18 protein-coding genes and 2 tRNA genes are annotated in these 24234 nt (G+C 53.8%); 3 read left to right on the plus strand and 17 right to left on the minus strand.

Going from position 1 to position 24234, the window contains the following annotated elements; genetic code table 11:
• On the plus strand, positions 1-137 hold a 137-nt coding region (locus HY913_15760), incomplete at its 5' end, for a transposase (protein ID MBI4964735.1).
• A 215-nt stretch (positions 138-352) separates the two neighbouring features.
• On the opposite strand, the gene HY913_15765 is transcribed toward HY913_15760, so the two are convergent.
• The 10 genes from HY913_15765 to HY913_15810 form a co-directional block, all read right to left on the minus strand.
• Complete coding sequence (locus HY913_15765; GenBank protein MBI4964736.1) at positions 353-1213, minus strand: hypothetical protein; 861 nt, start codon at positions 1211-1213, stop codon at positions 353-355.
• Between the two features lie 400 nt (positions 1214-1613).
• Positions 1614-1689, minus strand: a tRNA-Glu gene (locus HY913_15770).
• A 221-nt stretch (positions 1690-1910) separates the two neighbouring features.
• Positions 1911-2777, minus strand: a complete 867-nt coding sequence (locus HY913_15775) for a hypothetical protein (protein ID MBI4964737.1) — start codon at positions 2775-2777, stop codon at positions 1911-1913.
• Between the two features lie 295 nt (positions 2778-3072).
• Positions 3073-4230, minus strand: coding sequence for a SpoIIE family protein phosphatase (locus HY913_15780; GenBank protein ID MBI4964738.1), 1158 nt, complete (start codon positions 4228-4230; stop codon positions 3073-3075).
• A complete protein-coding gene (locus tag HY913_15785; GenBank protein ID MBI4964739.1) occupies positions 4227-6539 on the minus strand; it encodes a response regulator in 2313 nt (770 codons plus the stop codon). The genes HY913_15780 and HY913_15785 overlap by 4 nt, the downstream gene beginning before the upstream one ends.
• A gap of 13 nt (positions 6540-6552) precedes the next feature.
• A complete protein-coding gene (locus HY913_15790) occupies positions 6553-6801 on the minus strand; it encodes a (2Fe-2S) ferredoxin domain-containing protein (protein ID MBI4964740.1) in 249 nt (82 codons plus the stop codon).
• A 587-nt stretch (positions 6802-7388) separates the two neighbouring features.
• Positions 7389-11708 carry a hypothetical protein gene (locus tag HY913_15795; protein MBI4964741.1) on the minus strand — a complete coding sequence of 1440 codons (4320 nt, stop codon included), beginning with the start codon at positions 11706-11708 and terminating at the stop codon, positions 7389-7391.
• Between the two features lie 70 nt (positions 11709-11778).
• The gene (locus HY913_15800; protein MBI4964742.1) at positions 11779-12651 is read right to left on the minus strand and encodes a radical SAM protein; all 873 of its coding nucleotides are present in this window, start codon (positions 12649-12651) and stop codon (positions 11779-11781) included.
• A 26-nt stretch (positions 12652-12677) separates the two neighbouring features.
• Positions 12678-13286 (minus strand): hypothetical protein, encoded by a 609-nt coding sequence (locus tag HY913_15805; GenBank protein MBI4964743.1) that lies wholly within the window; start codon positions 13284-13286, stop codon positions 12678-12680.
• Positions 13287-13493: 207 nt separating this feature from the next.
• A complete protein-coding gene (locus tag HY913_15810; GenBank protein ID MBI4964744.1) occupies positions 13494-15197 on the minus strand; it encodes a hypothetical protein in 1704 nt (567 codons plus the stop codon).
• Between the two features lie 296 nt (positions 15198-15493).
• Between HY913_15810 and HY913_15815 the strand changes: the two genes are divergently transcribed.
• Both HY913_15815 and trmFO read left to right on the plus strand, forming a co-directional pair.
• Entirely contained in the window at positions 15494-16069 is a 576-nt protein-coding gene (locus HY913_15815) for a septal ring lytic transglycosylase RlpA family protein (GenBank protein MBI4964745.1), read from the plus strand.
• A gap of 312 nt (positions 16070-16381) precedes the next feature.
• Positions 16382-17725: a methylenetetrahydrofolate--tRNA-(uracil(54)-C(5))-methyltransferase (FADH(2)-oxidizing) TrmFO gene (trmFO, locus tag HY913_15820; protein ID MBI4964746.1), complete on the plus strand. Its 1344-nt coding sequence runs from the start codon at positions 16382-16384 to the stop codon at positions 17723-17725.
• A gap of 46 nt (positions 17726-17771) precedes the next feature.
• Here trmFO and HY913_15825 read toward each other — a convergent pair whose 3' ends face one another.
• From HY913_15825 to HY913_15855, 7 genes are all read right to left on the minus strand, one after another.
• Entirely contained in the window at positions 17772-18761 is a 990-nt protein-coding gene (locus HY913_15825; protein MBI4964747.1) for an ABC transporter ATP-binding protein, read from the minus strand.
• Positions 18758-19450: an ABC transporter permease gene (locus HY913_15830; protein MBI4964748.1), complete on the minus strand. Its 693-nt coding sequence runs from the start codon at positions 19448-19450 to the stop codon at positions 18758-18760. Before HY913_15830 ends, HY913_15825 begins: the two co-directional genes overlap by 4 nt.
• A gap of 217 nt (positions 19451-19667) precedes the next feature.
• Positions 19668-20483 (minus strand): extracellular solute-binding protein, encoded by an 816-nt coding sequence (locus tag HY913_15835; GenBank protein MBI4964749.1) that lies wholly within the window; start codon positions 20481-20483, stop codon positions 19668-19670.
• A 150-nt stretch (positions 20484-20633) separates the two neighbouring features.
• The gene (locus HY913_15840) at positions 20634-21476 is read right to left on the minus strand and encodes a substrate-binding domain-containing protein (GenBank protein MBI4964750.1); all 843 of its coding nucleotides are present in this window, start codon (positions 21474-21476) and stop codon (positions 20634-20636) included.
• 106 nt (positions 21477-21582) lie between these two features.
• Positions 21583-22503 (minus strand): helix-turn-helix transcriptional regulator, encoded by a 921-nt coding sequence (locus tag HY913_15845; protein ID MBI4964751.1) that lies wholly within the window; start codon positions 22501-22503, stop codon positions 21583-21585.
• Between the two features lie 377 nt (positions 22504-22880).
• Entirely contained in the window at positions 22881-23660 is a 780-nt protein-coding gene (gene xth, locus HY913_15850) for an exodeoxyribonuclease III (protein ID MBI4964752.1), read from the minus strand.
• 114 nt (positions 23661-23774) lie between these two features.
• Positions 23775-23862: transfer RNA gene (locus HY913_15855), tRNA-Leu, on the minus strand.
• Positions 23863-24234 lie beyond the last annotated feature (372 nt).

Genomic DNA, 24234 nt, shown 5'->3' on the forward strand with positions numbered 1-24234 from the left:
TATCCACAGGCCCATTGGAGGCAACCAACAACAAAATCAAAACACTGCAAAGACAAGCTTATGGATTCCGTGACCGTGAATTCTTCGTCCTCAAAATCTATGCACTACATCTGACAAAGTACGCACTTGTCGGATGAGCCAAGGAATTTTGCCATGCCGAGCATCCTCCTATTGTGGATGAACTCTCAACAGAAAAAGGGAGATCCCCCTTTTTCTGTTGCCCCTACAATCTATTCAGTAACGCCCACCCTTATCGGGACGCTCCAACTTTTATGAAGACTCAGCAATACCCTTTCACGCGGTCGAAAGCACTCCAGCGGCGGTTCGGCGAGGCTGGTAATGTGACTCTCTATTACCTTCTCCAATCAAGGACAAGGTCTTCATTGTTGTCTCGCTTGCGTCGGAAACTCTTGATCAAGTATAGGGCAGGTTCTTCAATCTTGGTTACATACCAACGTTGTGCGGAGTTGCCATACGTGCCTTGCCGCTGTTCCATATGACATATAAACTTGCCATCATCTCCGTCGCAGTAATCTATTACAAAGTCTCTGTTCTCGTGTCGGGTTAATCGGTAATTTTGCATCAGGAATATTCCGTTTTCGTCAGTTGGTCGAAGTATCCATCTCTGTCCAGAATTACCGTTTTGACCATCCCGTCCCTCAAGGGATAGAACCTCTCTGCCATTTGGACCATGCCGATAATCCAACACGCTGTCGTGCCCTTCATTCCTGAGCTTATAATTCTGGAAGAGAACTACATCAGGCAAATCTGTGGAGACCATAATCCAACGCTGGGCGGAATTTCCGCTGGGGCCAGCCTGGTTTTCCAAATAGACCTCTATGTAATTTCTCCCCGATGTGGGAGCTATGCTGCGCTTTCTTCCATCATTCATTTGAGCGATCAGATCATTAAACCAACTCAATGCTGCCCCAGTGTCGATAACACCGTGCAACCCGCCCAAATCCACTCGGATACCTCCGTTATCATAATGAACTCTGGCACGATCAGCCACTCCAATGCCCATAATCGTCCCCGAGTACCGGGCGCGACAGGTTATCCACCAGCTTTGTCCGTCTCGTTCTACTCGTTCTACCACCACATTGTCTCGATGAATTCCCACGCCTTGATAACTTAGCTCTTGAGGAAACACATAGGCTTCGCACAAGATTCTAACATATTCACCGTACCCAGCTGTGACATCCGTACGGGGCATTCCGCACCTCCCTTTTTAATGAGATTGTGTAATTAGGGCAACCCGAATCTTGGGCAGCCCTGGTATATCCAACTTTGTGAGGCCATTGGCGTTATCCCGTGTTTCTCATTTGCGCGGTCAGTCTTCGCGCACTCCGCAACAACATCCAAGGAAGCGCCAAGTACAAATGCAGGCAATGCAGTTTCCAGAATCGATGGAGGGCCGTTCCCCTGTTGCGGATGAGCCTCACGGCGTGGAATACAGTTCCAATTAAAAGGTGGGAAAGATTAGATCCATTGAATACCCCCTATAAGCACATTCCATTCTGCAAAGGGCCCTAAAAGGGCCCGAAATCAAAACCTTGCCAAATTGCTTTAGCTATGCCGTGTTTAGTTTAACGCTTAATTTCAGTTGGTTATGTTGGTAGTCCCAAGGGGTTTCGAACCCCTGTCTCCGCCGTGAGAGGGCGGTGTCCTAGGCCTCTAGACGATGGGACCGTAAGTATATTCGTAGCAAGGCAAGCCTCGCTTGTCAAGAAATGAGTCTTGATAGGTCCTTTGAGCTAAGCGGGCAGGTGGTAGAATATTTTTTCACCGCCGAGCACGCGGAGGGCGCAGAGAAGAGTATGGAACGCATGGCCGTGCGCTCCATACTCTCAGCGATCTCGGCGCTCTCGGCGGTGAAGGCTCTTGCATATTGCTTCGTACGCGGCCAACCTCTACGCCTTGTTGAAATTGAATGTCAGGGCCGTGTTGTTGATGAAGCGGGACAAAGAAAATTCCCGCTGCACCTGCTCCAAAGTGACGCTGAGGCCCACGTCCTGCATTTCTTTCAAAATCAGTTCCGGGGCATGCCTGAAATTCATCCTCTGGATGACCTGATGAATGGTGAAGACCGAAGCATTTCCGGGCGGCCGAATGCCTATTTCCCTATTAGTCGGCATGAACCGGAAGCTAAGGTTCACCTCATAATGTCCCACTTTGACCCGCATTTTCACGGCGCCTTGGCCGGAATCGTTATCCCGCCCTGCTTGTGAGTCGTAGTAACGGCGGAATATGGCCTCTGTAAGGTTTTGTTGGCACAAATAAAGGATCGAAGAGAGATCATGTACGTCCAAAGGACGCTGCTCAACGACCTCGATGTGAGTGGCGCCGTGCGTGCGTTCGGCAATTTCAAAAAAAGGCTCATTCCTGTGCGCAATCAGGTCGATAATGGTGTTTCCCATGGAGCAGGATAACGAGATCGGAGAATCTCCGGTGTCAAGGCCCTGCTGCCGGATCTTGCTCATGATCAGATCGTGGTCGTGAGACGCGGTCATCCGCTGAATGATCTGCTGCATAAAAAACGGGTTGGTGTTGAATTTCTCGGATAATATGATCCTCTGCATTTGTTGGATATGCAGTTCGACAAAGTAGCGATCTGCCTTCACATACATGCTTATGCTGTCGTTGGAGGAATCCTCGGGCCGGTAGCGTTTCCATATCTCCTGCCAATTGTACTCCTTCATCAGTCCCAGCACGGCAATAAGATCAAAACCGTCAACATTTCGGCTTTCAGTCGCACAAATTGGACAGTCAAGGTTCATTTGCGGTTCGTTCCTTTAATTTCTAATATAAAGACCAAAAAATTAATTCGGACTAGGATCCCGGATCAAGGTACCGAGTCCTGCCCGAACGCTGGAATTATACTAAAATTTTCCGAATTATCAAGATCCGCGTGCGCTTGCCGCGCATGGGTTCTCATACCGGCTAGCCATTTTCCTTATGAGACAGGCGGCATGGCTCTTCCGCTGCGAACGGCGGACCTGACTTCGCTCCAGAGACATGCCACCTGTCCACCCAAAGTCAGGTTATTTATTGCGAACTGGTATCAGGCACCCATCAGCGAATTTCCAGCGTTACCTCTTTGCCCTTCTCCCTCAACAGGTTGGCGACGGCCTGCACACTACGGCTCTTAAAGCCCATCTCCTGGGGAAGGTTCGGGTTGAGGTGGGCAGGGTTTATCGCCTGGCCCAGCAAGATGTTGATGCTATCTGCATACAGGAACTCCCAGGCCAACCGACTGGCGCCGTCCCTCTCCCCGACTAGTTCGTCGGTGTCCGACACCTTCTGGAGTATTTCCAGGGCATGGTTCACCGTGTGGACCCCCTCTGTGACCAGATGAATCCCATCGAGCTTTCCAGTGGGTGGGATTTTGCTCGTCATGGTCGTAAGGTCCACCACCACGTCCTTTCCAAGCATTTTGCCGACAATTCCGGCAGTCGTGCCGCCGCTCACAATCTTACGTCCCGGGCTGTCCAAGAAGAGTCTAACAACGTTATCGTCGTCTTCCCGCTTGACCGGCGGACCTATCATAAAAGTAGCGAACCGCTTCGGCCGGATCTTCAGAACTCCCACTGTCGTGTCATCGCCCGGTTTGTCCTGATACAATTGCCGGGCCTGGTCTACCAGAATCTGCGCAATTTTTTGTGCTGAAATGTCCTCGTATACTTGCGTTTCCAAGAACTTTGCAATCTTCTCCCAGTCCCATCCGAGGTTCAGGAGGCCGCCTATCCCGGCGTGAATCTCACCGTCGCTGACGGCTACGAGCCAGTCACCTGCATCAACGTGGACATGGGCCTCCCGGATCTTCCGGGTTCCGCAGACCCTGTCTTTGTAATTCAATTTACTTACGTAGCCCCTCTTGAGAAAGAAAGTGGGCGGATTATCGAATTCAGCCAAGTACACTCTGCCGTCATCCTGGACTTTCAGCAATGTGAATGTGCTGTACGCGATCTTCCTCACCTTACACTCTGGAAGAGTATCGCTAAGCGTGTCAACCACTTCCTCCAGCGGCAGGCCTCGCTCCATGAGCCTGGTTGCAATACGCGTGGTCAAGGTGGCCAGGATGTTGGCTTTGACGCCGCTTCCCAACCCATCGGAGAGAACCATCAGTTTTCCGCCTGCTATGGGGGTGACGGACAAAGAGTCCCCACACAAGATTTCGCCGTGCTTTGAAATGTTGGCCCCGCCGGATTCGATGAACAACGGCTCGGTCATTTCGACTCCCCTTGTTCACCGGCAAGTTTGATCAACTCAAAAAGGGCCACCTTCGTTTCTGCGGTGGTCTCGCCTAGCAATCCGGCTATCTCCTGCGCCACCCGCATCTGCTGATGAATTACCTGCTGGGCTCTGGTGATGGTTTCAGTCTTAAACACATCGGCTTGCTGATCTTTGATTACCGTTTCGGTGATGTCCAGAAGTATAAGGACCCTCAGGTCTTCTTCGGGCAACTCAAAATTGTAGAGCTTGGCCGTGCGGCCCACCGTGCCCAACTGCAACCACCGTGACCCGCCTGTTTCGTCATCCCCTCTGGTTTTGTCCAGCGGATCAATTCCAAAGAGTTCGAAGAAAGTTTTCCCCTGGACGGATTCTTGATTGCCGTCCTTGGAGGCAAGCTCAATGAAGGCCCTGTTGTGATAGACCACTCTATGGGCCTCGTCGGCAAGGGCTATGGCAACGGGGAGCCTTTGGAAAATCGTTTCAGCTCGCTGTTCAGCGTGTTGAAGCCGAGCCTTTTCCACCATCTGTCTGGTCTGGAGGGCGGTGTAAACCATAAGCAGTATCTGGTGCGGACCAAACGGTTTCGGGATGTAGTCAAACGCACCCATCTTGACCGTTTCCACGGCTTCTTCAGTTGCTTTGAACGGAGCGGTCATGATAACCAGGACTTCGGGTTGCCTGTACTTCATCTCTTTAAGCAGTTCTTGCCCACCCATCTCCGGCATGTCCACGTCAGCGACCACTACATCGAAAAATTCGTTCTCCAGTTCATGGAGCGCCTCGCTGACCGACTTGGTGAGCGTCACGTCAAACCCTTCGCCCTCCAGTATCCTTTGGCATATGTCCAAGACCTTTTCGTCCGCGTCGAGGATAAGTATGCGGCTCGTAGTGCCGCCAGCGTCCTCCGGCCCGGCCATTCCGACTCGGGGGTCTGAAATGTGGGCCATGATGTGCGCCATTCCATCCGCCATCTTTTCAAGCGAAGCTAGCTTCTTGACTCTGGCTACTTGTTCCCTGGCCTGGTTCAGTTCTCCGGTCTGCGCGGCGACTTTGGATGCAAGTTCCCTGCCCCATTCTTCGAGCCTGTTTTGAGATGCAGCCAGGTTGCGTATCATGAGGTTGAAAGTCGCGGCTAGTTCTCCCACTTCATCCCGTGCTATGACGGGAACCTCGTGGCTGAGGTCGCCTTCGGCGGCCCTTCTGGCGGCATGCAGCATTTGTTCCAGGGGCCTGTTAATCCACTTGACCAGGACATAGGAGATGGCCCCCATAAGGAGAGCGCCGAGCAAAGCCACAACGATGAAAGTAGCTACGAGACGGTCAATAACCGATGTGATGGGTTGTTCTAAGGTGGCCACTTGCATGGCCCCTATGATTTTGCCGTCGGCTGAACGGATGGGCTCCGCTGCAGAGAGATATTTCTCACCGAGCTGAGATTCCCATGTTACGTCAGCCTTTCCCTTCTCGATCACGCCGTCACGGATCTGGTCGCCTGCTTTGAAACCGATCAGCGGCAGGCCTCCGTCACCCTTGAGGGTGCTGCTGATTGCCCGATCCCCCTGATATATGGTGACGAACCCGACTTCTCTTGTTCCGTACGTTTCCCCTCTGAAGAGTCGGTTGGAAATGCGCTCTGCAATAAGGTTGTTGTTGTTGAGTAGAATGCCTCCGTAAAGGACCGCGGCGACTTTGTTCCCGATCATAAGCGGTCGGGCCGCCTCCAAAACCATTCCTCTACGGTCCTGAGAATCCTTCAGGCGATTGGAAAGGCCAGGGTTTTCCGCCACGAGCCGTTCATCCGACGCAAGGGTGAAGCCTGACGAATGCTTCCCTGCCAAAGCCGCAGAAATAAGGGGATCGGCGGAAACGTCCTCGCCTCGTCCCTTGGGGACAAATGCCCTGGCAACTACGCGGCCCTTGTCATCGGTGATCGACAGATAATCCAGGTCGTTCTCGACTGAAATCAATGCGAGACGATTGCGGATGGCCTCGGAGTCGCCTTTTTCCAGGTACTCTCTGATCTTTTCCGAGCCCGCGGTCAAGCGCATTTTGAGTTCAAGATTTTCCTGGGAATTCTTAAGAATGTAGCTGGCGGTGGCCAGGTCGCTCAACAATCGCATCCTGGCACTGTCGATAATCGTGTCCCGAGCCAACCGGGTCCCGATAAAACTGGTTACCAGCCCCACCAGGACCACGACTCCCAGGAACCCTCCCAACACCTTCTTCATTAGAGAGAAGTCCTGGGCCCAACCCGTAAAATCGCCCCAACTTCTCCACGGCACTCGCTTGACCTTACCCGGGCTCATGTTGGTTCACCTTCTATTTGCGCTTTTGGAGTATCTCAGTTTCGAATATCCTTCGAGCGTCTTCAATAGAACCTATGTGAAATATCTGGTCGTCAATGAGCATGTTTGCGCCGTCCGTACATTGATCCATGCAGAAAGTGCCCTTCAGCTCTATTTGACTTTCCAGTCCTGCCTCTTTTATAGCTTCCTTGAAATAGTTGATTATTTCATGGGACCCCTTGAGATGGCACGCGCTGCCCACGCACACGGTGATCACTCGCATACAGTGAGACTCCTTTCATGGTCGGGACCGAGATACTTGAGGCCTGTGGAGGCATGAGGAGTTAGAAGTCAGGTCTGCTACGGGTCGAAAATTCGCGGACCTTTTCTTGTGTTTCCAGGTTGGGTGTTCGCTTGTGCCGCAACGACCTCGCCCTATTAAACTTTACGCTTCCCCAAGTGTACCCGCAGTCACTTGCGTCAGGCTGCGCAAGACTATCTCCGAGATTAGTTGGGAAGTATTTCTGTGAACCGATTTGAATTTCCGGTGCACAGGGAGAGAACTCCTCTGCGGCCCGGTTTTCCATGCCCGTAGTCCGGCTGGAAACACCGTTATTTCCCCGCTACCGGTGAAGAAGATCCCTCTTTGAAACGCTTTCGCGGGCTAAAGTATATCTTGTTTCTTGTACGCTGTCTACGGGGGAGATTGTATCAACGTGTCCGTTCAGTTGCACGCGGAGGTCGGAGAAAATCATTTCACCGCAGTGAACCCTGAGCGCAGAGAGGGGTACAGCGCGCACGGCCGTGAGCGCCGTACACTCCGAGATCTCCGCGGCCTCTGCGGTGATAGATCGTTTGCTGGTCTGTCGGTCAAAACCAAGCGGCTGTTTTACGATTAGTCTCCCGTACGTTCCGAAAATGATCGTGGACCTGAGTCATGAAGGCTTCGAGCCGCGTTTTTTCATTGGTCTTTTTGAGCCCATCGTAGACCAGGGTCAACATGGGCAGCGTCGGCTTTTGCTTGAGCGCTCTGGAGAGGGCCGCGGTCACAACCGTCCCGTACGAGCAATTTAGGGTCATGAGATTCAATATACCGTTCGCGCCGTCATCAACCTGCTGCAAAGCTGTGACAATCGGCGCGGTAATCCCGGACGGCAGGCGGGTATGAGCGTGATGCGAAGCGGACTTCCACATACTCCAGCCGGAGAGATCCAGCGGAGTGCTCCATGCCTGCCTTACCGCTTGAGAGCCTTTCACCTTGAATTCGGAGACAGCCATGAAAGCGTAAAGCATGCCGCTGCGAAGGGCCTCCTGTGACCGAAGGCTCCAAACGCTCCACGTCAGGTCCCTTAGAGTCGACATCTTCAGGCAGTCCGAGAATGTGGGCGGGGACGAGAGCAATCCGCCGAGAGATTCGATCTCCCGGTACACGTCATTGTTGGCATAGGGCACCACGCGAGTGTAATAATCGCCGGTAACAGCAACAACAGGCCGCGGATCGCCGTCTCTCACACGAACCTGACCGAGATCGTGAAGAACTTCTTCCATTCCTTCTCGGACACGATCCTTTGAGATCGCCTCGAACAACCGGTTTCGACACCAGGCATAGGTAGATTCCAGGGCCGTTTGGTCTTCCGCCACAGGGCGAATCTGTAAGAACAGGCGAACCAGCACGTCATAGGCGTTTAGACCTTCCCAGCCCTTTAGCAGCACCTGATGCCTGTTCCGATGCGAAACACCAAACGCGGCAAGCACTTGGTCAATTTCCGATATGACGCCAATTGAAAGGCCCAAACGCCTCCTGGTCTTGTCTATATAAATCGGGAATTGGCTCAACCGGCACGCGTCAGGGCCAATTATATAAAACAGGGATTTGTCGGCCTCATTGGGAGACAGGTTCCCCGACAGTTTAAGATAGTCACCCAAAATCAAAGCGTACGGATGACACTCGCCGCCCACCAATTGGGGTCGCCCCAGGCGCTCGGATTCGTCGTCAGGCGGCGGAAGCACGCGAGCATCGATGCCCACGGACCTTGCAGCAGCAGCGAAAGCGTAAGCATGTTCCCCCATGTACGGCATGTACAGCACTTCGGGCCTTGGCCGTCCGCTACGAGCAAAGGAGGGCCCACCTGACTGAAGATGTCTCGGTGCATCGGAGGGTTCCGCTCGCTCTGTCCCCTGGGTCCCGGCAGGCCCTTTGAGCCAACGCATGCGGTAGAGCGGCCCCACGGATGGCTCGAATGATGCTTGCCGCGGCGAGCGCCCGCCGGCCATACGACGCGGTGATTTTATGCGGTCCAGAAAGGCCTCGATTCGAGTGATCAATCCTGCTCGCGAAGAATGCTCATCCATTTCGAGAACCAGCAGGGGCTTCCCGGCGAGGGCCTCGTGAACATGCCGAAGGGTAAACGGGTCGGGCCCGCAACCAAAAAATGTGATCAATATGGGGAATAGTGAGGGATTATCTGCTATCTCGTGGGCTGTCCGAATCAAGTCGCCTTGGTACTTCCACGAAACCTCGGGCTTGAACTTGGTCGGACCAGCGGGATACAGGTCCGCGGGAATGGCCTTAACTCGCAACCTTTGAAAAAGACTGCCGAGGTTCATGTTAAGGAACGCGTCGGAGAGATGATATGGTTTGCCCAAGACTACCAGGGCCTGCTCCCCGATGCCCAGTGAACTGAGAAAGCGCTCGCCTGCCAGTCGCAACTCGGCCTGAAACTTTTCCAGATCCTCGAGCCCTCGGTCCAAAGCTGCTGCGGCCTGCTTTCGCGAAAAGCCGAGATTGCGCGCAAATCGGATGTGGTCTCGTCGAAAGGAGTCCGGATCGAGTTCAAAGCTTGTAACCGGCTCCTGCCATTCCACATCGAACGCGCCTCGAAAAAACTGGGAAGAGGCCTGAATATAAGGGCAATGGTCTCGGGGCTTGCCGTCCGGCGTCTGCGGCGCTTCACTTAAGATCGAGGGGTGAAACAAAACCTTTATCCCGGAATTAACCAGGGCTTCTATCTGACCGGCCATCGCCTTCATGGGAAGGCATGTCTCGACCCTGAGATAGCGGTGCCCGCGTTCAAATTGCTTTCTGTGGGCCACGGGAGCTACAACCAGGGAAATGTCTAGTTCTTCACAGAATCCTTTCCAAAAGGGGAACCACTCATAGAACTGAGGAGACCTCACCATGCCCCAGGATTGAGCCGCCTGTCCATTGCTCGCGGCCCACCTGTCCAGTAGTTGAGAGCGAATCGAGAACAGATCGTTGTCCCTCCTGCCGTCGGAAGATCCGTCCTCCGTTTCCCATCGGTCGCACAAGCCGCCGTGAAAGAACAACCTGTCGCGGTAACGGTAGCGGTGTACCCGACACCTGTTCGTGCATCCTTTGCAAGTAAATTCTTGGCCCCGGATTTCTCCGTGATGGAGGCTGATTCCGGTTCGCACTTTCGGGGTCATTTCCCTGCCATCGAGTTTTTCCAGTGCCTTCAGCCCCGCTCCCAGGGCCCCGGATACCCTAAAGAAAGGAGGAACGACGTACGAACGTTTGGTGCATTGCTCGAACGCGGCCTTCACCGCGGGCGTAGCAGCCACGCCGCCCAAGAATAATACCTTTTGTCCCAACGGCTTGTTGTTCGCGACCCTCTCCAGGTAGTTGTGGACGATACTTACGCACACGCCCGCGGCGAGGTCTTCTGAGGAAGCCCCATTGTTCTGATGATGGATCAGGTCGGATTCCATGAAGACAGTGCATCGGTTTCCCAGGTCCGCGGGCATCTTGGAGGAGAACGCGGCATCCGAGAAAGCTCGGCCCATGGGCAAATCCAGGCGCTGCGCTTGAGCCATAAGAAAGCTCCCAGTTCCCGCGGCGCAGACTCGATTCATCTCAAAGTCGTGCACATTGCCCGCTTGCAACGAGATCCACTTGGAGTCCTGTCCCCCTATTTCGACTACGGCTTGGACCTCCGGATCGTGGCTGATAGCAGCCGTGGCCTGGGCCGTGATCTCGTTGACTATGAGATCCGCGTCCAAAAGCCTTCCCGCAAGATGCCGCCCGCTGCCGGTGACCGCTACGGCCGACGGAACAAGGCCGTCCCCGGTAAGGGCGTTAATGACCTGCTCCAGCGCTTCAAGCGGCCGCGACCTCGATAGGCGATAGTCATCGCGAAGGATGCGCCCTACCCTGTCTATGATCACCCCCTTGACGGATACCGATCCCACGTCAATACCCATTACCAGAGGACCTTCACAAGCTTTGGCATCGGGACAAGGCATGAGTTGCGGCGGTTCGCTATTGAGGCCCGGATTAAGGGCAGGAAAGAAGGAGCGGCGAGCCGGCGCTTTGAGCGCCTTTTCAGCCATGCGCTTGATCGTTTCCAGAGAAAATCCTTCGCGCGGATTTTCCTGGGAAGCCAGTACTGCGCAGCCGACGGCTCCAAGAACGTTAAAATGAGGAGGAATAGTGATTTCCTCGGTGTCCAGGTCGAAGATCCGGCGGAAAGCATGAACCACAGCCGCATTGGCCATGACTCCGCCCTGAAGGGACACCAGCGGAACAAGGGGCTCACCCCGGATCAGCGTGGCCACAAAATTGCGGGCCAGAGCAAAAGCCAGACCTAGCAAGATGTCCGGTATGGGGGTCCCTTCCTGGGCTTGATGAATCATATCGGTCTTGGCGAAAACTGCGCAGCGTCCCGCAATTGGCGACGGGTTGCTGCTCTGCAATGCAAGGGGCCCGAAGGACTCGACTCCTATTTGGAGCCTTTCGGCCTGCTCATCCAAGAAAGCGCCCGTTCCCGCCGCACATATTTCATTCATGCGAAACACAGGCACCCTTGGGATATGGCCCGAGACCGGTGGTTCTATCCTAATGAATTTGCTGTCCTGGCCTCCTATTTCTATGATGGTTCTTACGTCAGGATTGACCCGGTGAACACCAGTGGCGTGTGCGCTGATTTCATTTATCGCGGGGATACCAAGGCTTTCCGAAAGAAGCTCACGGCCGCTGCCCGTCACCAGGGCCGATTTAAGGGAAACGTTTTCGCCCAGGAGACGGATCAACTCATCCACGGCCTGAATGAGGGTCACTAGAGGCCTTCCGCTGGTGCGGCGATAAATCGAAATGGGGTCAGGCGTTTCATCGGTGAGCAGCACCAAATTGAGACTCACCGATCCGCAATCAATTCCCAGCCACCGGTCCATTTGCACCCCCTTCGGCTCAATTGTCAGTAGTAATAAATCACTGCAAAAATAGAATTGTACGTGGATGTATTTACAAGGCCCTCAAGAATTCGGGTCGCAGGGTCCTCTGATCGCGGGAGCCAAGTACGTGATCAATCGCTGCAAGAATCTCCTTCTTGTCTCTTGGCAGTGTTGCCTTCACGGGTAAATAGTTGGACGCGTGATTGGACCTGAATACGCAGTTGGTGAAGGACGATTCCGCGATCATGATTCTCAACTCATTGATCAGATCGAACGGATCGGGTATCCGAAATCGCCCCTCGACATATTCCTGGTGGAGCGGCGTCCCCGGCACCAACATGATACTCAACGCGCCGACATAATCCGGGTCCATATCGGTCAGTATCCGAGCCGTTTCGCGGGCATGGCGCTCGCCGGCTTCGACTCCCCCTATTCCAAGGAGGACCGTCACCGACAATGCTATCCCGGCTTGTTTGACCCTTCGGGCCGCCTCAACCAGTTTGTCGTATGTGGCTCCTTTGCGAATCTTTTCCAGCAATTGTGAATCGCCGGTTTCCACTCCCAAGTACAGAATTCCGAGCTTGAGAGACCTCAGTTCCTGCAAATCCTCCACCGACTTCCTGAGTATATCCCGGGCATTAGCGTAGATCCCTATTCTTTGAACGGACGGAATGATCTCGTTAACAGCCTGGAAGACCTCCACCAGCCGCTTCTGGGGAATGCACAGAGCGTCCCCGTCTGCAAGAAACACTCGTTCCACCGGCCCCATGTACCGGGCGTCTTCCAGATCCTCTCGAATCTCCTGCATGCTCCGGATAACGAATTTCTTGTCCCTATAGCTTCCACAAAAGGTACACTTATTGTGGCTGCAACCTAGTGCGACCTGTATTATCAAGCTGTGGGCCTCACTTGGAGGCCTGTAAACTGAACCTATGTATCTCAACTGTTTTCTCCCACTCGCGCAATTGTTTAGAGATATTTCACGTCTTCCCGAACAAACTTCTCGAATTTTTTTCGCGCCGATTCAATGGCATCACCGTCTGCGCTCATCAAAATATAATATAGATAAGTAGACCCTTCCACAAGATAGAGTATCCGTTCCTGCGGTATGACCGGCCCGTAAAGCACCGGAATCGGCTTGCCGCTCACAGGGTCCTCGATTGTCTTGCGAGTCCAGCCGGGCGGCGGTTCAGCGTCGGCTGTTTGATCAGGCACACGCTTCCTTTTTCGTATGTATTTGGTTCGGAACACCACTTTGTACGCATTTTTCCCATTTATGCTCAAGTATTCTTCGTGGTCGCCGGGCCTGATGATCTCGCCCCCCGGAAAAAGTGCTTGATAATGAATAGCCAGGTTATCTATGGGCCGAGAAATCTTGGCCTTGCGCACCTCGATAAATGTGTCACTTTCCGCATCCGAGAATCTCTCCAGGCCTTCGTCCTGGTAAACAAGAGGATAAGGAAAAGAGCGGATCTCTGAGATCCCTCCCGCGGCAAAGCATCCGGCAATAATCCCGGTCGCGATAAGCAGCCCAAGCAATTTCCAAACTGAGACGAACCTTTTGGAGTGCGTGAACATGGGGCTTTCAGATTGTGCTGACGCGCATCGCGGATAGCGGTCCACGGGCTGGCCTTTGTTCGCTGGAGGGCCCCACCGGCCTATCTCCGTAACGTGTATCTCTCATAGCTTTTCGCCAATGTTTCTACCAAAACCGGCGGCTGACAGTGATACCCTATTCGGACCACGGGTCTTAAGTTACGGCGTCTATGCCAGTATGGGCTTGAATTACTTCCGGAGGTACTTCTCCAATGCCAGGTTTTTGTCAATGGGTCTAAGCTGCACTTCCGACGCGCTGATCTTCGCCGCCTCCCCTTCATCCTGGGATTTGGCGAGAAGCCTCAGGGTTTCGCTTCGTGTTTTCCTGAGGCCCTTTGCCGTCGGTTCCAGAGCAATAGCCTCAGTGAGATCGTCCACAGCCTGCGACAGGTTCGTTTTCTTCTTGGTTCTAATCAGTGCCCCGGCCCTGTTTTCCAGTGCCACCGCGGATTTAGGATCGACGTTCAGCACCGCGGAGAAATCTTCCAAGGAGGATTCATCGTCTCCCATAATTTGTTTTATGGTGCCTCTCAGCAAGAGGGCCTGAACATCCTTTTTGCGCACCTTCAGCACGGAGCTGAGGTCGGACAGGGCTTTTGCAAGATACTCGCGGCGTTTGGCGTCTCCCTCGGGTAAAGCAAGCGCCATGCCTGCGTAGGCAAGGGCCCTGTTAAAATGCGTCTTTTCCACATACGGGACGAAGGGGGCCTGATCTTCAAGCTTCTTGTTGATGTCTGCAATCAGGCCGTAAATTCTCATCGCTCCTTGGAAGTCCTCTTTTTGATGCATTGCTACCGCTTCCGCCAAAAATCCCGCCATGCATTTTGGAAGATCCAGTTTGACGGACTCCGACCCCTGTTTGGCGAATATGAGGCCCTTGTCGTCTCTAAACTTAAGGGCCACGCGGTAAGAGACCTCCTTCACCCCGATGTGCAAATCAATCGGCACTTTGACCCTTAATGCCTGGGGGCCGGGCTCGGCCAAGTTTGTATCAGAGGTCGCTCCCTTCACTCGATCCAATTGAGTCAGGGTTTCGCTGTGAGAAATAATTCTGACGAGGAACGCGTCCACGCGTTCCGTTTTTTCCTGCGACTCGAGCCCGAACTTGATGCATGCTTCCTGATCCGGGCATAGACGGGTGAGGACTTCGTCACTGTCCGGCGACGAGGTAACGCGGATATCCTTTATTTCAGCTTTGACAGCGGCAAACTCGGCCTCCGCAGCGTCCTTCTGATACCGGACAACAGTCTGGAAAGGATTGAAACTGAAACCTTTCTGTCGCGGCTCCAAGAGGAAATAGCCTTCCGGTGGAATCTCAACGGAGAAGCTCCCGTCTTTCCCCGAAGTCGTACGGGAAACCTCGGCTTTTTGGTCGAGGTCGGACAAGATGATCTCGGTTCCGGCCAAGCCTTTGCCATCCGACGTGAGCACCCGGCCTGCCACACTGTGGACTACCCGGAATCGAACGCTCTTGGCAACCCGCTGTCCCTCATACGTCATGGCGAATTCCGCGCGATAGTTTCCGGCCTCAAGGACTTTCTTTGCAGACAAGGCTTTCCCCAGAGGAATTCCCTGTTGACCCTTTTCCTTGAACAACGTCCACGTCAGGTCCGGCTTGGCGCCCGGTTGACCCGGGATTTCCGCGGTTCCCCGAAACACAACTTCCTTTCCCATCGGAAAAACGCTGTTGTTAGCCGGCTGAACGATTGCCGCTTTCGGCGGCTGCACCATTCCCGCTGGACCTTTGACCCCCGGACGGCCAGGTTGGCCGGAAGAGAGGAGATCTCTCAAGGGTCCAGGGACCTTATTTCTGACGAGGGTCTCCATATCGCATCCAGCGATCGCCAAAAGGGACGAGATAACGCAGATCCACCTCGCGGCTTTTAGAAGCATTGAATTGAGTCCTGGGTTCCGAAGGTATTGTATTCCGGTCCACATTTAAGCGGTCCCGCCAATCTCCTGTCTGAGCAGCCCCGTCCATCCGAACGGCATCCAAACGCTCACCAGCATGAGATTACACTGGATTTTCCCGTCCCGTCAAGGAGTCTATCGCCGCCGGTTGAAGCTCACGATTCAATGGGATCGGCTCGATGCACTGATTTGTGTTTGTGCGGCCCACGAGCCTGTTGACTTTTTTGAGTATTTTATGATAAATACCATTATATCATGAGCTGTTAGACAGATAACAGATGCATCAGTATAATAAATTATTACAACTTACGATTATATCAGGATTAATACTGTTATTTTGCTCAGCCTGCGCGCAAAAGGCCGCGCTCGTAAAGAAAGACACCCGGCGCTCATACACGGTCTTTGGCAAAAAATATTATCCCATGGACAAGGTCTCCCCGGGATTTGCTCAGTGCGGGGTCGCGTCCTGGTACGGCCCCGGATTCCACGGCAAGAAGACCTCTTCCGGTGAAGTCTATGATATGCACGGCATGACCGCGGCCCATTGTGTCCTTCCCCTGAACACCTTAGTCAAGGTCACAAATGAGGCGACCCAGAAGGAAATAGTGGTTAAGATCAACGATCGAGGCCCTTTTGTGGGCGAGAGGGTGATAGACCTCTCCCTTGCCGCGGCTCGTAAGCTCGGTATGGAGCAGAAAGGCATCACGCCGGTGCGCGTGACCGTGCTCGGACCCGCGGATACCATGCTTGCCTCCAAGCAGCGTGAGCCGAAAGACAAGAACAAAGAGACCCAACAAGCCAATCCCTTCTTTTCAAAGAGCAGACGTTGGCTCGCATCACTCTGGGGCACGTAGACAGCAACAAATGGCTTTTGTCAAAAAATGATGTCCGATTGTCCAGCCAGCATTCGCCGTGTTTCCTGGCAATGGGCCGACATTGGACAGTTTCCCCGCATCGGGTGCCACTGCTGGACAAGCCAGCAGTGGCACCCAACCAATAACCTCGCTTAGTTCGCCGTACCACTACGCCGGAACGGTCATCGGCCTACCCCCCTTGTGGTGCCCGTAACTCCTCTCTATACTGCGTTCAGCAAAACACTCACGAGGAAGTCGTTCTGCAAAGGGTTTTGCCCTTAATTTCCGCTGCTTAACGGACCCGGAAATAACATGAGAATCACAATCATAGGCGCAGGACTTGCGGGGTGTGAGGCTGCGTGGCAGCTTACGAAAAGAGGCGTCAACGTGCGCTTATGGGAAATGAAGCCTGTTACTTATTCACCTGCGCACGCCTCTCCGGACCTGGCTGAACTGGTCTGTTCCAATTCGCTGCGATCCGCTTCCTTGCAGTCTGCTGTCGGCCTGCTCAAAGAAGAGCTGCGTATAATAGGCTCTCTGATCATGGAAGCAGCGGACGCTACCGCGGTTCCGGCGGGAAAGGCCCTTGCAGTGGATCGGGAGCACTTTGCGCGGTTTATCACCGACAGAATAGGCCAAAATCCTCTGATTGCACTCGAGAGAGCCGAAGTCACACGAATCCCGCCTGCGGAGGAAGGGCCGGTAATTATCGCGACGGGTCCGCTTACGTCCGCTGCCCTGGCCGAGGACATAAACCAGGTTTTGGCCGCGGGCGGCCTTTATTTCTATGACGCGATAGCGCCTATCGTCACAGCCGACTCTCTGGACATGAACAAGCTTTTTTATGGGTCGCGCTACAGCGACGGCGAAGGGGATTATCTAAACGCGGCCATGGACGAGGCGGCCTATCGCAAATTCGTTCAGGCGATTCTGAACGCGGACAAGGTCGATCCGTACCCCTTTGAGAATATTCCTCATTTCGAGGGTTGCCTCCCTGTAGAGGAACTGGCCCGCCGCGGGCCTGAAACTCTGGCGTTCGGTCCTATGAAACCGGTTGGGTTGGTAGATCCTACAACGGGCAAACGTCCTTTCGCCGTGGTTCAGCTCCGAGCGGAGAACAGGGAAAGGACCTTATTCAACCTGGTGGGCTTCCAGACGAAAATGACTCATCCAGAGCAGGAACGGGTTTTCAGAATGATACCGGGCCTGGAAAACGCTAATTTCGAGCGGCTCGGCTCTGTCCACAGAAATACATACCTCGACGCGCCAAGGCTGCTCGACGAGTTTTCCCGGTCCCGATCACAGCCTCATGTTTTCTTTGCAGGCCAGATCACGGGTGTGGAAGGCTATGTGGAGTCCACTGCTTCGGGGCTGACGGTTGGAATCATGGCAGCCATGCTTGCACAAGGCATAACTCCCGAACTGCCGCCCGCGACCACCGCGCTCGGTGCGCTCATGAAGCATACCCGCGATGAGCCCGCGAAGAATTACGAGCCCATGAACGTGAACTTCGGGATCATGGACCCGCCTCCTTCAGGCATAGGCAAGAAACAGAAAAAGGAATTCCTGGCCCACCGCGCTTTGGAGGCCATCAAATTGTGGAAGGTCACTGTCGAGCCGCGGGAAGCGGAAATAGCGGGGAGAACCTTTTCTTAGCCGGCAAGCTTCTCCCGAAAATTCACTGCCTAAGAAAGAATCGGAATCAGAAGATGCAGGTAGCCTCGGCATCGAGAGAGAGTGCGACACTTTGCCCGATACGATAGGCTTCGGCCTGATCTGCTCTAACAACTACCTGGAAGCGTTCTCCCGCTAGGACTTCCACTCGAATATGGTCGTTTTCCTGGGTGAGAGCCACGATTCGGCCCTGGAATACGTTCGGCCCGTCGGTTTGCGACGAATTGACGGACAGGACAATCTGTGAAGCGTCAATCGAAAGACAATTCCCTTGCTTCACCGGCCCGAGCAGACGGACCTTGATCCGGCCGGTGTCGAAGACCGTCCCGTTTTCAATCAACTCCCCCTTGAACAGGTTATCAGGAGATCCCGCTGCGAGTCTGCCTCGGAACAGATGTAGTATGCGATGAGCCAGGTGCTGCACGCTCGAAGGATTATGCGTGGTGAAAACAACAGTGGCGCCTCGATCCCTGTTAAGATGAACAACTATCTCTTCGGTTCGCTGAACGTTCTGCTGATCCATGTGGGTAAACGGCTCATCCAGGAGGAGGACCTCCGGCTCCAGAACCAGAGCACGGGCAAGAGCCACTCGCTGAGCCTCACCTCCGGAGAGCGCGCTCGCTCGGCGATTCTCAAAACCCATTAGCCCCACGCGATCGAGCGCGGCCAGAGCGGATTGCTTCGCCCCGGCGCCTGATATGCCTCTCAAATTCAGTCCCCAAAGGATATTGGCGATCACGGTGGTGTGAAACAAATAAGGTTTTTGCAGTAGCAGTCCTACTCTGCGGCGAAAAGGAAGAAGATTCTTTCGGGTGGACTTCTCGCCAAAAAAAGAAATCCGACCCTGTTGGGGCGGTTCTATGAAAGCCAACAGATGAAGCAACGTGGTTTTGCCCGCGCCGTTAGGACCCACCAAAGCCACGATTTCGCCCGCGGAAACCTCCAGCTTGTCCAAGGAAAGCACCGGGCATGTCCCGTAACCGAACTCAAGTCCTTCGACGCTGTAAGCCGGGGTCATCCTTCACCCCTTTGCAGCAGAGAGAGGACGGCATTGATCCCGAAAGCGACCATCAGCAGAATCATTCCCAGCGCCAGTCCCAACTCGAACTCACCTTTGCCTGTCTCGAGCGCTATCGCAGTGGTCATGGTCCGAGTGAAGCCCTTGATGTTGCCACCCAGCATCATGGCAATCCCGACCTCAGAGATCACTCTTCCTAATGCAACTACAATGGCCGCTGTGACCGCGAACCGGGTCTCTCTCAGAATTTTCCACGCCTGTTGAACCGGAGTTGCGCCGAGCAGCTTGCATGTTACAAATAGCCTGGGATCCGCGCTGCGGATCGCGGTCAGGGTCAGATTGATTACTGTGGGAAGGGCAAGAACAAACAGACCCGCAGCGATTCCCGCAGGCGTGAAAAGAAGCCCCAGCTCGCCCAGGGGGCCTCGACGGCTCAGGAAGGCATATAGGAGCAGCCCGACAGCCACTGTGGGCAGGGCCATCAAGGTGTTCAAAATGACCATGACCAGTGGCTTGCCTCGGAAGTCCCGCAGGGCCAACACGAGCCCAACGGGCACACCTACGACTGAGGCCAAAAAAGTGGCTGAAGTAGCCACTTTGACCGATGTCCAGACAATGAAATAGACCTCTGGATCAAATCCGAATATGAGGCTCCAAGCGCTATAAAAGGCCTTGATCAGAAAATCCACTTGCTCTCCAACAACTTCTGTTACATGCCGAACCGGCTCACGATAGATTGTCGGTTCACAGGGCCATACCGAGAAAGATTGCGCTGAAAATCCAGGTGCACGCGGCGGTAAGCCTGAAAATTATGGGAGTTTTTGGGGAGGGGTCCGGGGAGGGCGTTTTTGCAAAAACGTCCTCCCCGGCTACTCTCCCGAAGGATCTGATGATTTTCAGTCGCCGCTACGGCTTCTTGGCAGCGGATGGGAAGAAGAGTTGCTTTCCGTTGAGCTTGAAATCCGCGATAACTTTTTGTCCTTCAGGCCCTGTCACGTAGTCTATGAATTTCATTGCCAGGTCATATTGTGTTTTCGGATGTTTCTTCGGGTTGACCGCAATAATGCCGTACGGGTTGAAGATGTCTTTGTCTCCCTCAAAGACAATTGCCAGATCCAGCTTTCCTTCCTGGGCAATAAAGCTGCCGCGGTCCGCCAGGGTATAACCCTTTTTGTCAAAGGCCATCTGAAGCACCGCGCCCATGCCCTGACCGGCTTCCACATACCAGCTTCCCTTTGGGACGACCCCTGCCTTTTTCCATAGGCTCTGCTCCATCTTGTGCGTGCCGGAATCGTCACCCCTTGAGATAAAGGGCGCCTTGCCTTCAGCCAACATCTTGAAAGCTTCGACAGCGGTCTTCGCCTTCTTCACGCCTGCGGGGTCGTCCTTGGGGCCTACAACCACAAAGTCATTGTACATGACGTCCCGGCGGTCAACGCCGTAGCCCTCTGCGACGAACTTGTCTTCAGCGGCTCGAGCATGGACCAATACCACATCCACGTCGCCGTTTTCGCCGAGCTTCAGCGCCTTGCCCGTGCCCACGGAAATGACGTCCACTTTGACGCCGGCCGCCTTTTCAAAAGGCGGGAGCAACACTGTCAGCAGGCCGGAATCCTCGGTGCTGGTGGTGGTGCTCATACGCAGACGCGTTTCAGCGCCTACCGAACACGTCATGAAGGCAAGCAATGCGAACACGGCAACTAATACAAGGACTTTTCTCATCTCCATACCTCTCATTTCTCGTAATCGTTCACCGGGCTTGAGGCGGCTCTGCGCCCGGTGGGGATGGAGGGGGAGACCATCTCCCCCTCCAAGCCTCCCCCATCGTGATTCTAAGGCCTTGAGACCGTCCCGGTGAACGGTTACCATTTCTCATTCATCATACTTTTTTGCATAAGCAGCGTCGTTGTACAACCCTTCTCCGTACTTTTCCTTTCCATAGTCCTGAAGAAGCTGCTGGCCTTCTTGGGAAGCCACAAAATCAATGAAGTTCGCAGCCGTCTTCGCCCCCGGCGTGGCTCCCTCAGGCTGGCACAGAGCGTGATACGTATTGATCAGGAATTTGTCGCCTCGAAACAGTATCTTCAGGTCCGGAACATTGTTCTTCTCCGCGACCCATGTGCTGCTGTCGGTCATGAAATATCCTTTCTCAGCATTGGCCCGTTTCAGGGTAGCGGTCATGAAACTCTTGGTTACGATATACCAATCGCCCTCCGGGGAAATGCCAGCCTGCTTCCAGACGGCCAGCTCTTTCTTGTGGGTGCCCGAGTTGTCGCCCCTGGAAAAGAATTTCGATTTTGTATCGGCAATCCGTGAATAGGCTTCAGCGGCTGTCTTGGCCTCGGATATCTTGGCCGGATCGTTGGCAGGTCCCACGATGTAGAACTCGTTCGAGCCTATTAGAGTGCTTTTGGTTGCCCAGCCTTCCTCCACGGCCTTCTTCTCCGCGGCAGGAGCGTGGACCATTATCATGTCTACCTTTTTCTCCTTGAGCAGCTTCAAGGAATCGCCGGAGCCGGCTTTTACCCAGCACAATGTAGCATTGCCTTTCGAACTGAATGCATCTCCCCATACCTTCAGCAGGCCAAGCTCCCCGGGACTGCCCGTAGCAAGAGAGAATTTCTCCGGTCCACTACCATAAAGGCCGGTACATTTCTCTTCGGCAAGAGACAAGCTGATTGATGCGTGTACAAGAAACGTACAAAACAAGATCACAAAGAATCTTTTCACCGGTACCTCCAAAAAATCGGAATGCAAAGGCGCCGTGCGTCGCGAGTTTCCGGAATGCTCGCAGAGCGCCGCTCAAATTCCGTCGGTTCGATTAGGCGGACTTGGCTTCCTGAGGGAAGACCATCTTGCCGCTCATGCTGAGATCGTAGCCATCTTCCCCTTTTGCGAGATCCATGAAGGTCGGCTCATGGAGTAAGCCCAGAAAGAGCTGAATACCTTGCTCGAAGAACTTGTCCTTTGAGATGAGAAGGTCGAAGCGTTCCCAACGTAAAGGAATGAAATCCAAACCGAGCACTTCCGCCACCGGCTTTATGGCCAGCCCCGCATCGACCCTGCCGGAAAGCACTTCCAGCCCCACGTCAAGATGGCGCTGAACCTCATTTTGGTAGCCATCTATAGTGCTTGCTTCTATCCCCTCTTTCTTGAGTTCTCGATCCAGCAGCAAACGGGTCCCCGTTCCCGGCTGGCGATTCACAATCCTGATACCCGGTCTGCCTAAGTCCGCGATCCCACTGATGCCTTGAGGGTTCCCCTTTGCCACGAGGAGCCCTTGCTGGCGCCGGCAAAAGTTGACCACAGCGGGCAACTCGCCGAGTTCCTCGATCGCGAACCGGAAGTTGTACTCTTCTGAATCGTCTTGGAGCAAATGGCTTGAAGCCACATGGCATAAATTGCGCCTCAGCGCGCGCAACCCACCGAGGCTCCCGAGGTTGCCAAAGACCGCAATATGTTCCCGGTAGAGCCGATTGAAGAGAGCTATAGCCTTGTCCAGGAGCAGGTCATTGCTTCCTGCGATTATAAGGAGCCCGTGATAAGCAGGCAAAGGACTCGGGGTCAGTGGATGATTGACGGTCCGCGCCTCGATCCACTGTTCCACAAGCTTTTGAGGGAAAAGCCACTTTCCGGTCACCTTGGTTCCTGGAAGGCCTTTTTCCGTGATGAGGCTGTAGACCATTTTCTCGTTGACGCCTAGTAACTGCGCCACCTGCTTGGTGGAAAGAAGCGTATTCATTGCGGGCTGCCTCTCAAGGTTGCGTGATGGGTGAACAATAGGTGTTAATGTTAGGTTGATAGCATTGGAGGTAAAGAGGAGTCAAGCTCTGGAACCTACATGAACTTATTATTACTCATAATAACTCATTCTAACGTGTAACCCCCGTAGCACGAACCGAATCTTCTGGTGGGTCGTGGGGCAGTCTATTCCTACCCGCTCCGGCAACAGCGTCTTTGTAAGGTCCCCAAAGCTGTGAGACATATAAAGGTTGGGTAGTGTGGTCTCGCGTTGTGATGCGATCTTCCAGCGGGTCGGCAGGCACGTCGGCGCCTGCCAGGGTGACGACACGAGGCGTTTAAGGCGAGGTCATCCCCACGGCAGGCCTCCCCGACAGCTCATTTCGATTCCAGTTGCACTCCCACCGGGCAGTGGTCGGACCCCATGACTTCGTTTAGTATAAACGCGCTCTTGACAGAATCGATCGTCTCCTTGGTCACAAACACATAGTCGATTCTCCAGCCCACGTTCCGTTCTCTGGCTCGGGATTTCAGGTCCCACCAGCTATATTTGACGGTATCCGGATAAAGATGACGAAAAGTGTCCACATATCCATGTGACACTGCTTTGTCCATCCATTCCCTTTCTATGGGCAAGAACCCGGAGATTTTGGAGTTCTCCTTCGGCCTGGCCAGATCTATTTCATTATGCGCTGTGTTCACGTCACCGACGAAGATGAGCCGATTTTGGCGCTTTCTCATTGACTCGATCAGCTCCAGGAATGCGTCGTAAAAATCCATCTTGAATTGAAGTCGCTCCGGTCCTGACTTCCCATTGGGAAAGTAGACGTTGAAAAGAATAAAATCACCGAAGTCCATTTGTATGAATCGGCCTTCATCATCGAAGGTTTTTATTCCCATGCTGAGCGTCAGGTTCAGGGGTTCCTGTTTGCTGTAAACAGCCACCCCACTGTAACCTTTGCGTTGCGCCGAGTTCCAATAGGAATGGTAACCCGAAGGATTGATGAGTTCATCGGAGAGTTGGTCCTGGGAGGCCTTGGTTTCCTGCAAGCAAAGGATGTCCGGTGATTCCGACTCCAGCCATTCCATGAAACCGCGCTTTTGCACCGCGCGAATGCCGTTAACGTTCCAACTGAGTATTCTTAGCAATTTCGACATGATGATACCCCCATATTCCGGAAGCAAGTAATTCGCGTAGCCCAGATAGGTTCCCTTCCGCGACCTTTTTGGACAAAAAAACCCGGCATTGAGGCCGGGCGTTGCTGTGCTTTATGGTGCCGAAGGCCGGACTCGAACCGGCACGAGCTTTCGCCCGCCACCCCCTCAAGATGGTGTGTCTACCAAGTTCCACCACTTCGGCTTGGCATAGTGTAATACGCAGCGAGCGCCTTAGTCAAGCCCAAACAAGGACCGGCCGCAACCGTTCGCTGTCGCGGGGGATTTACAGATACCATCTCAACGCAGAGGCCGAGGAGATAGCGGCGTATGGCGCGCACGGCCGTGCGCGCCATACCTCTTCTCTGCGCTCTCTGCGATGAAGCCGTAATCCATGTAGCGTTGAAATAAAATCCAATAATGTTAAACTATAATTTCCAAAATATCAAGCAAAAAGAGCTTGACAAGTGACCTTATGGATTATAGATTTACCTTAGTCGGCTTGATTTTATAAATATTTCTTGATAATGCCGTAAAGGAGCGCATAAACCCGAAGACCGTCCGAAAAACAGACCGA

The organism is Desulfomonile tiedjei (genome assembly GCA_016212925.1).
Classification (GTDB): domain Bacteria; phylum Desulfobacterota; class Desulfomonilia; order Desulfomonilales; family Desulfomonilaceae; genus JACRDF01.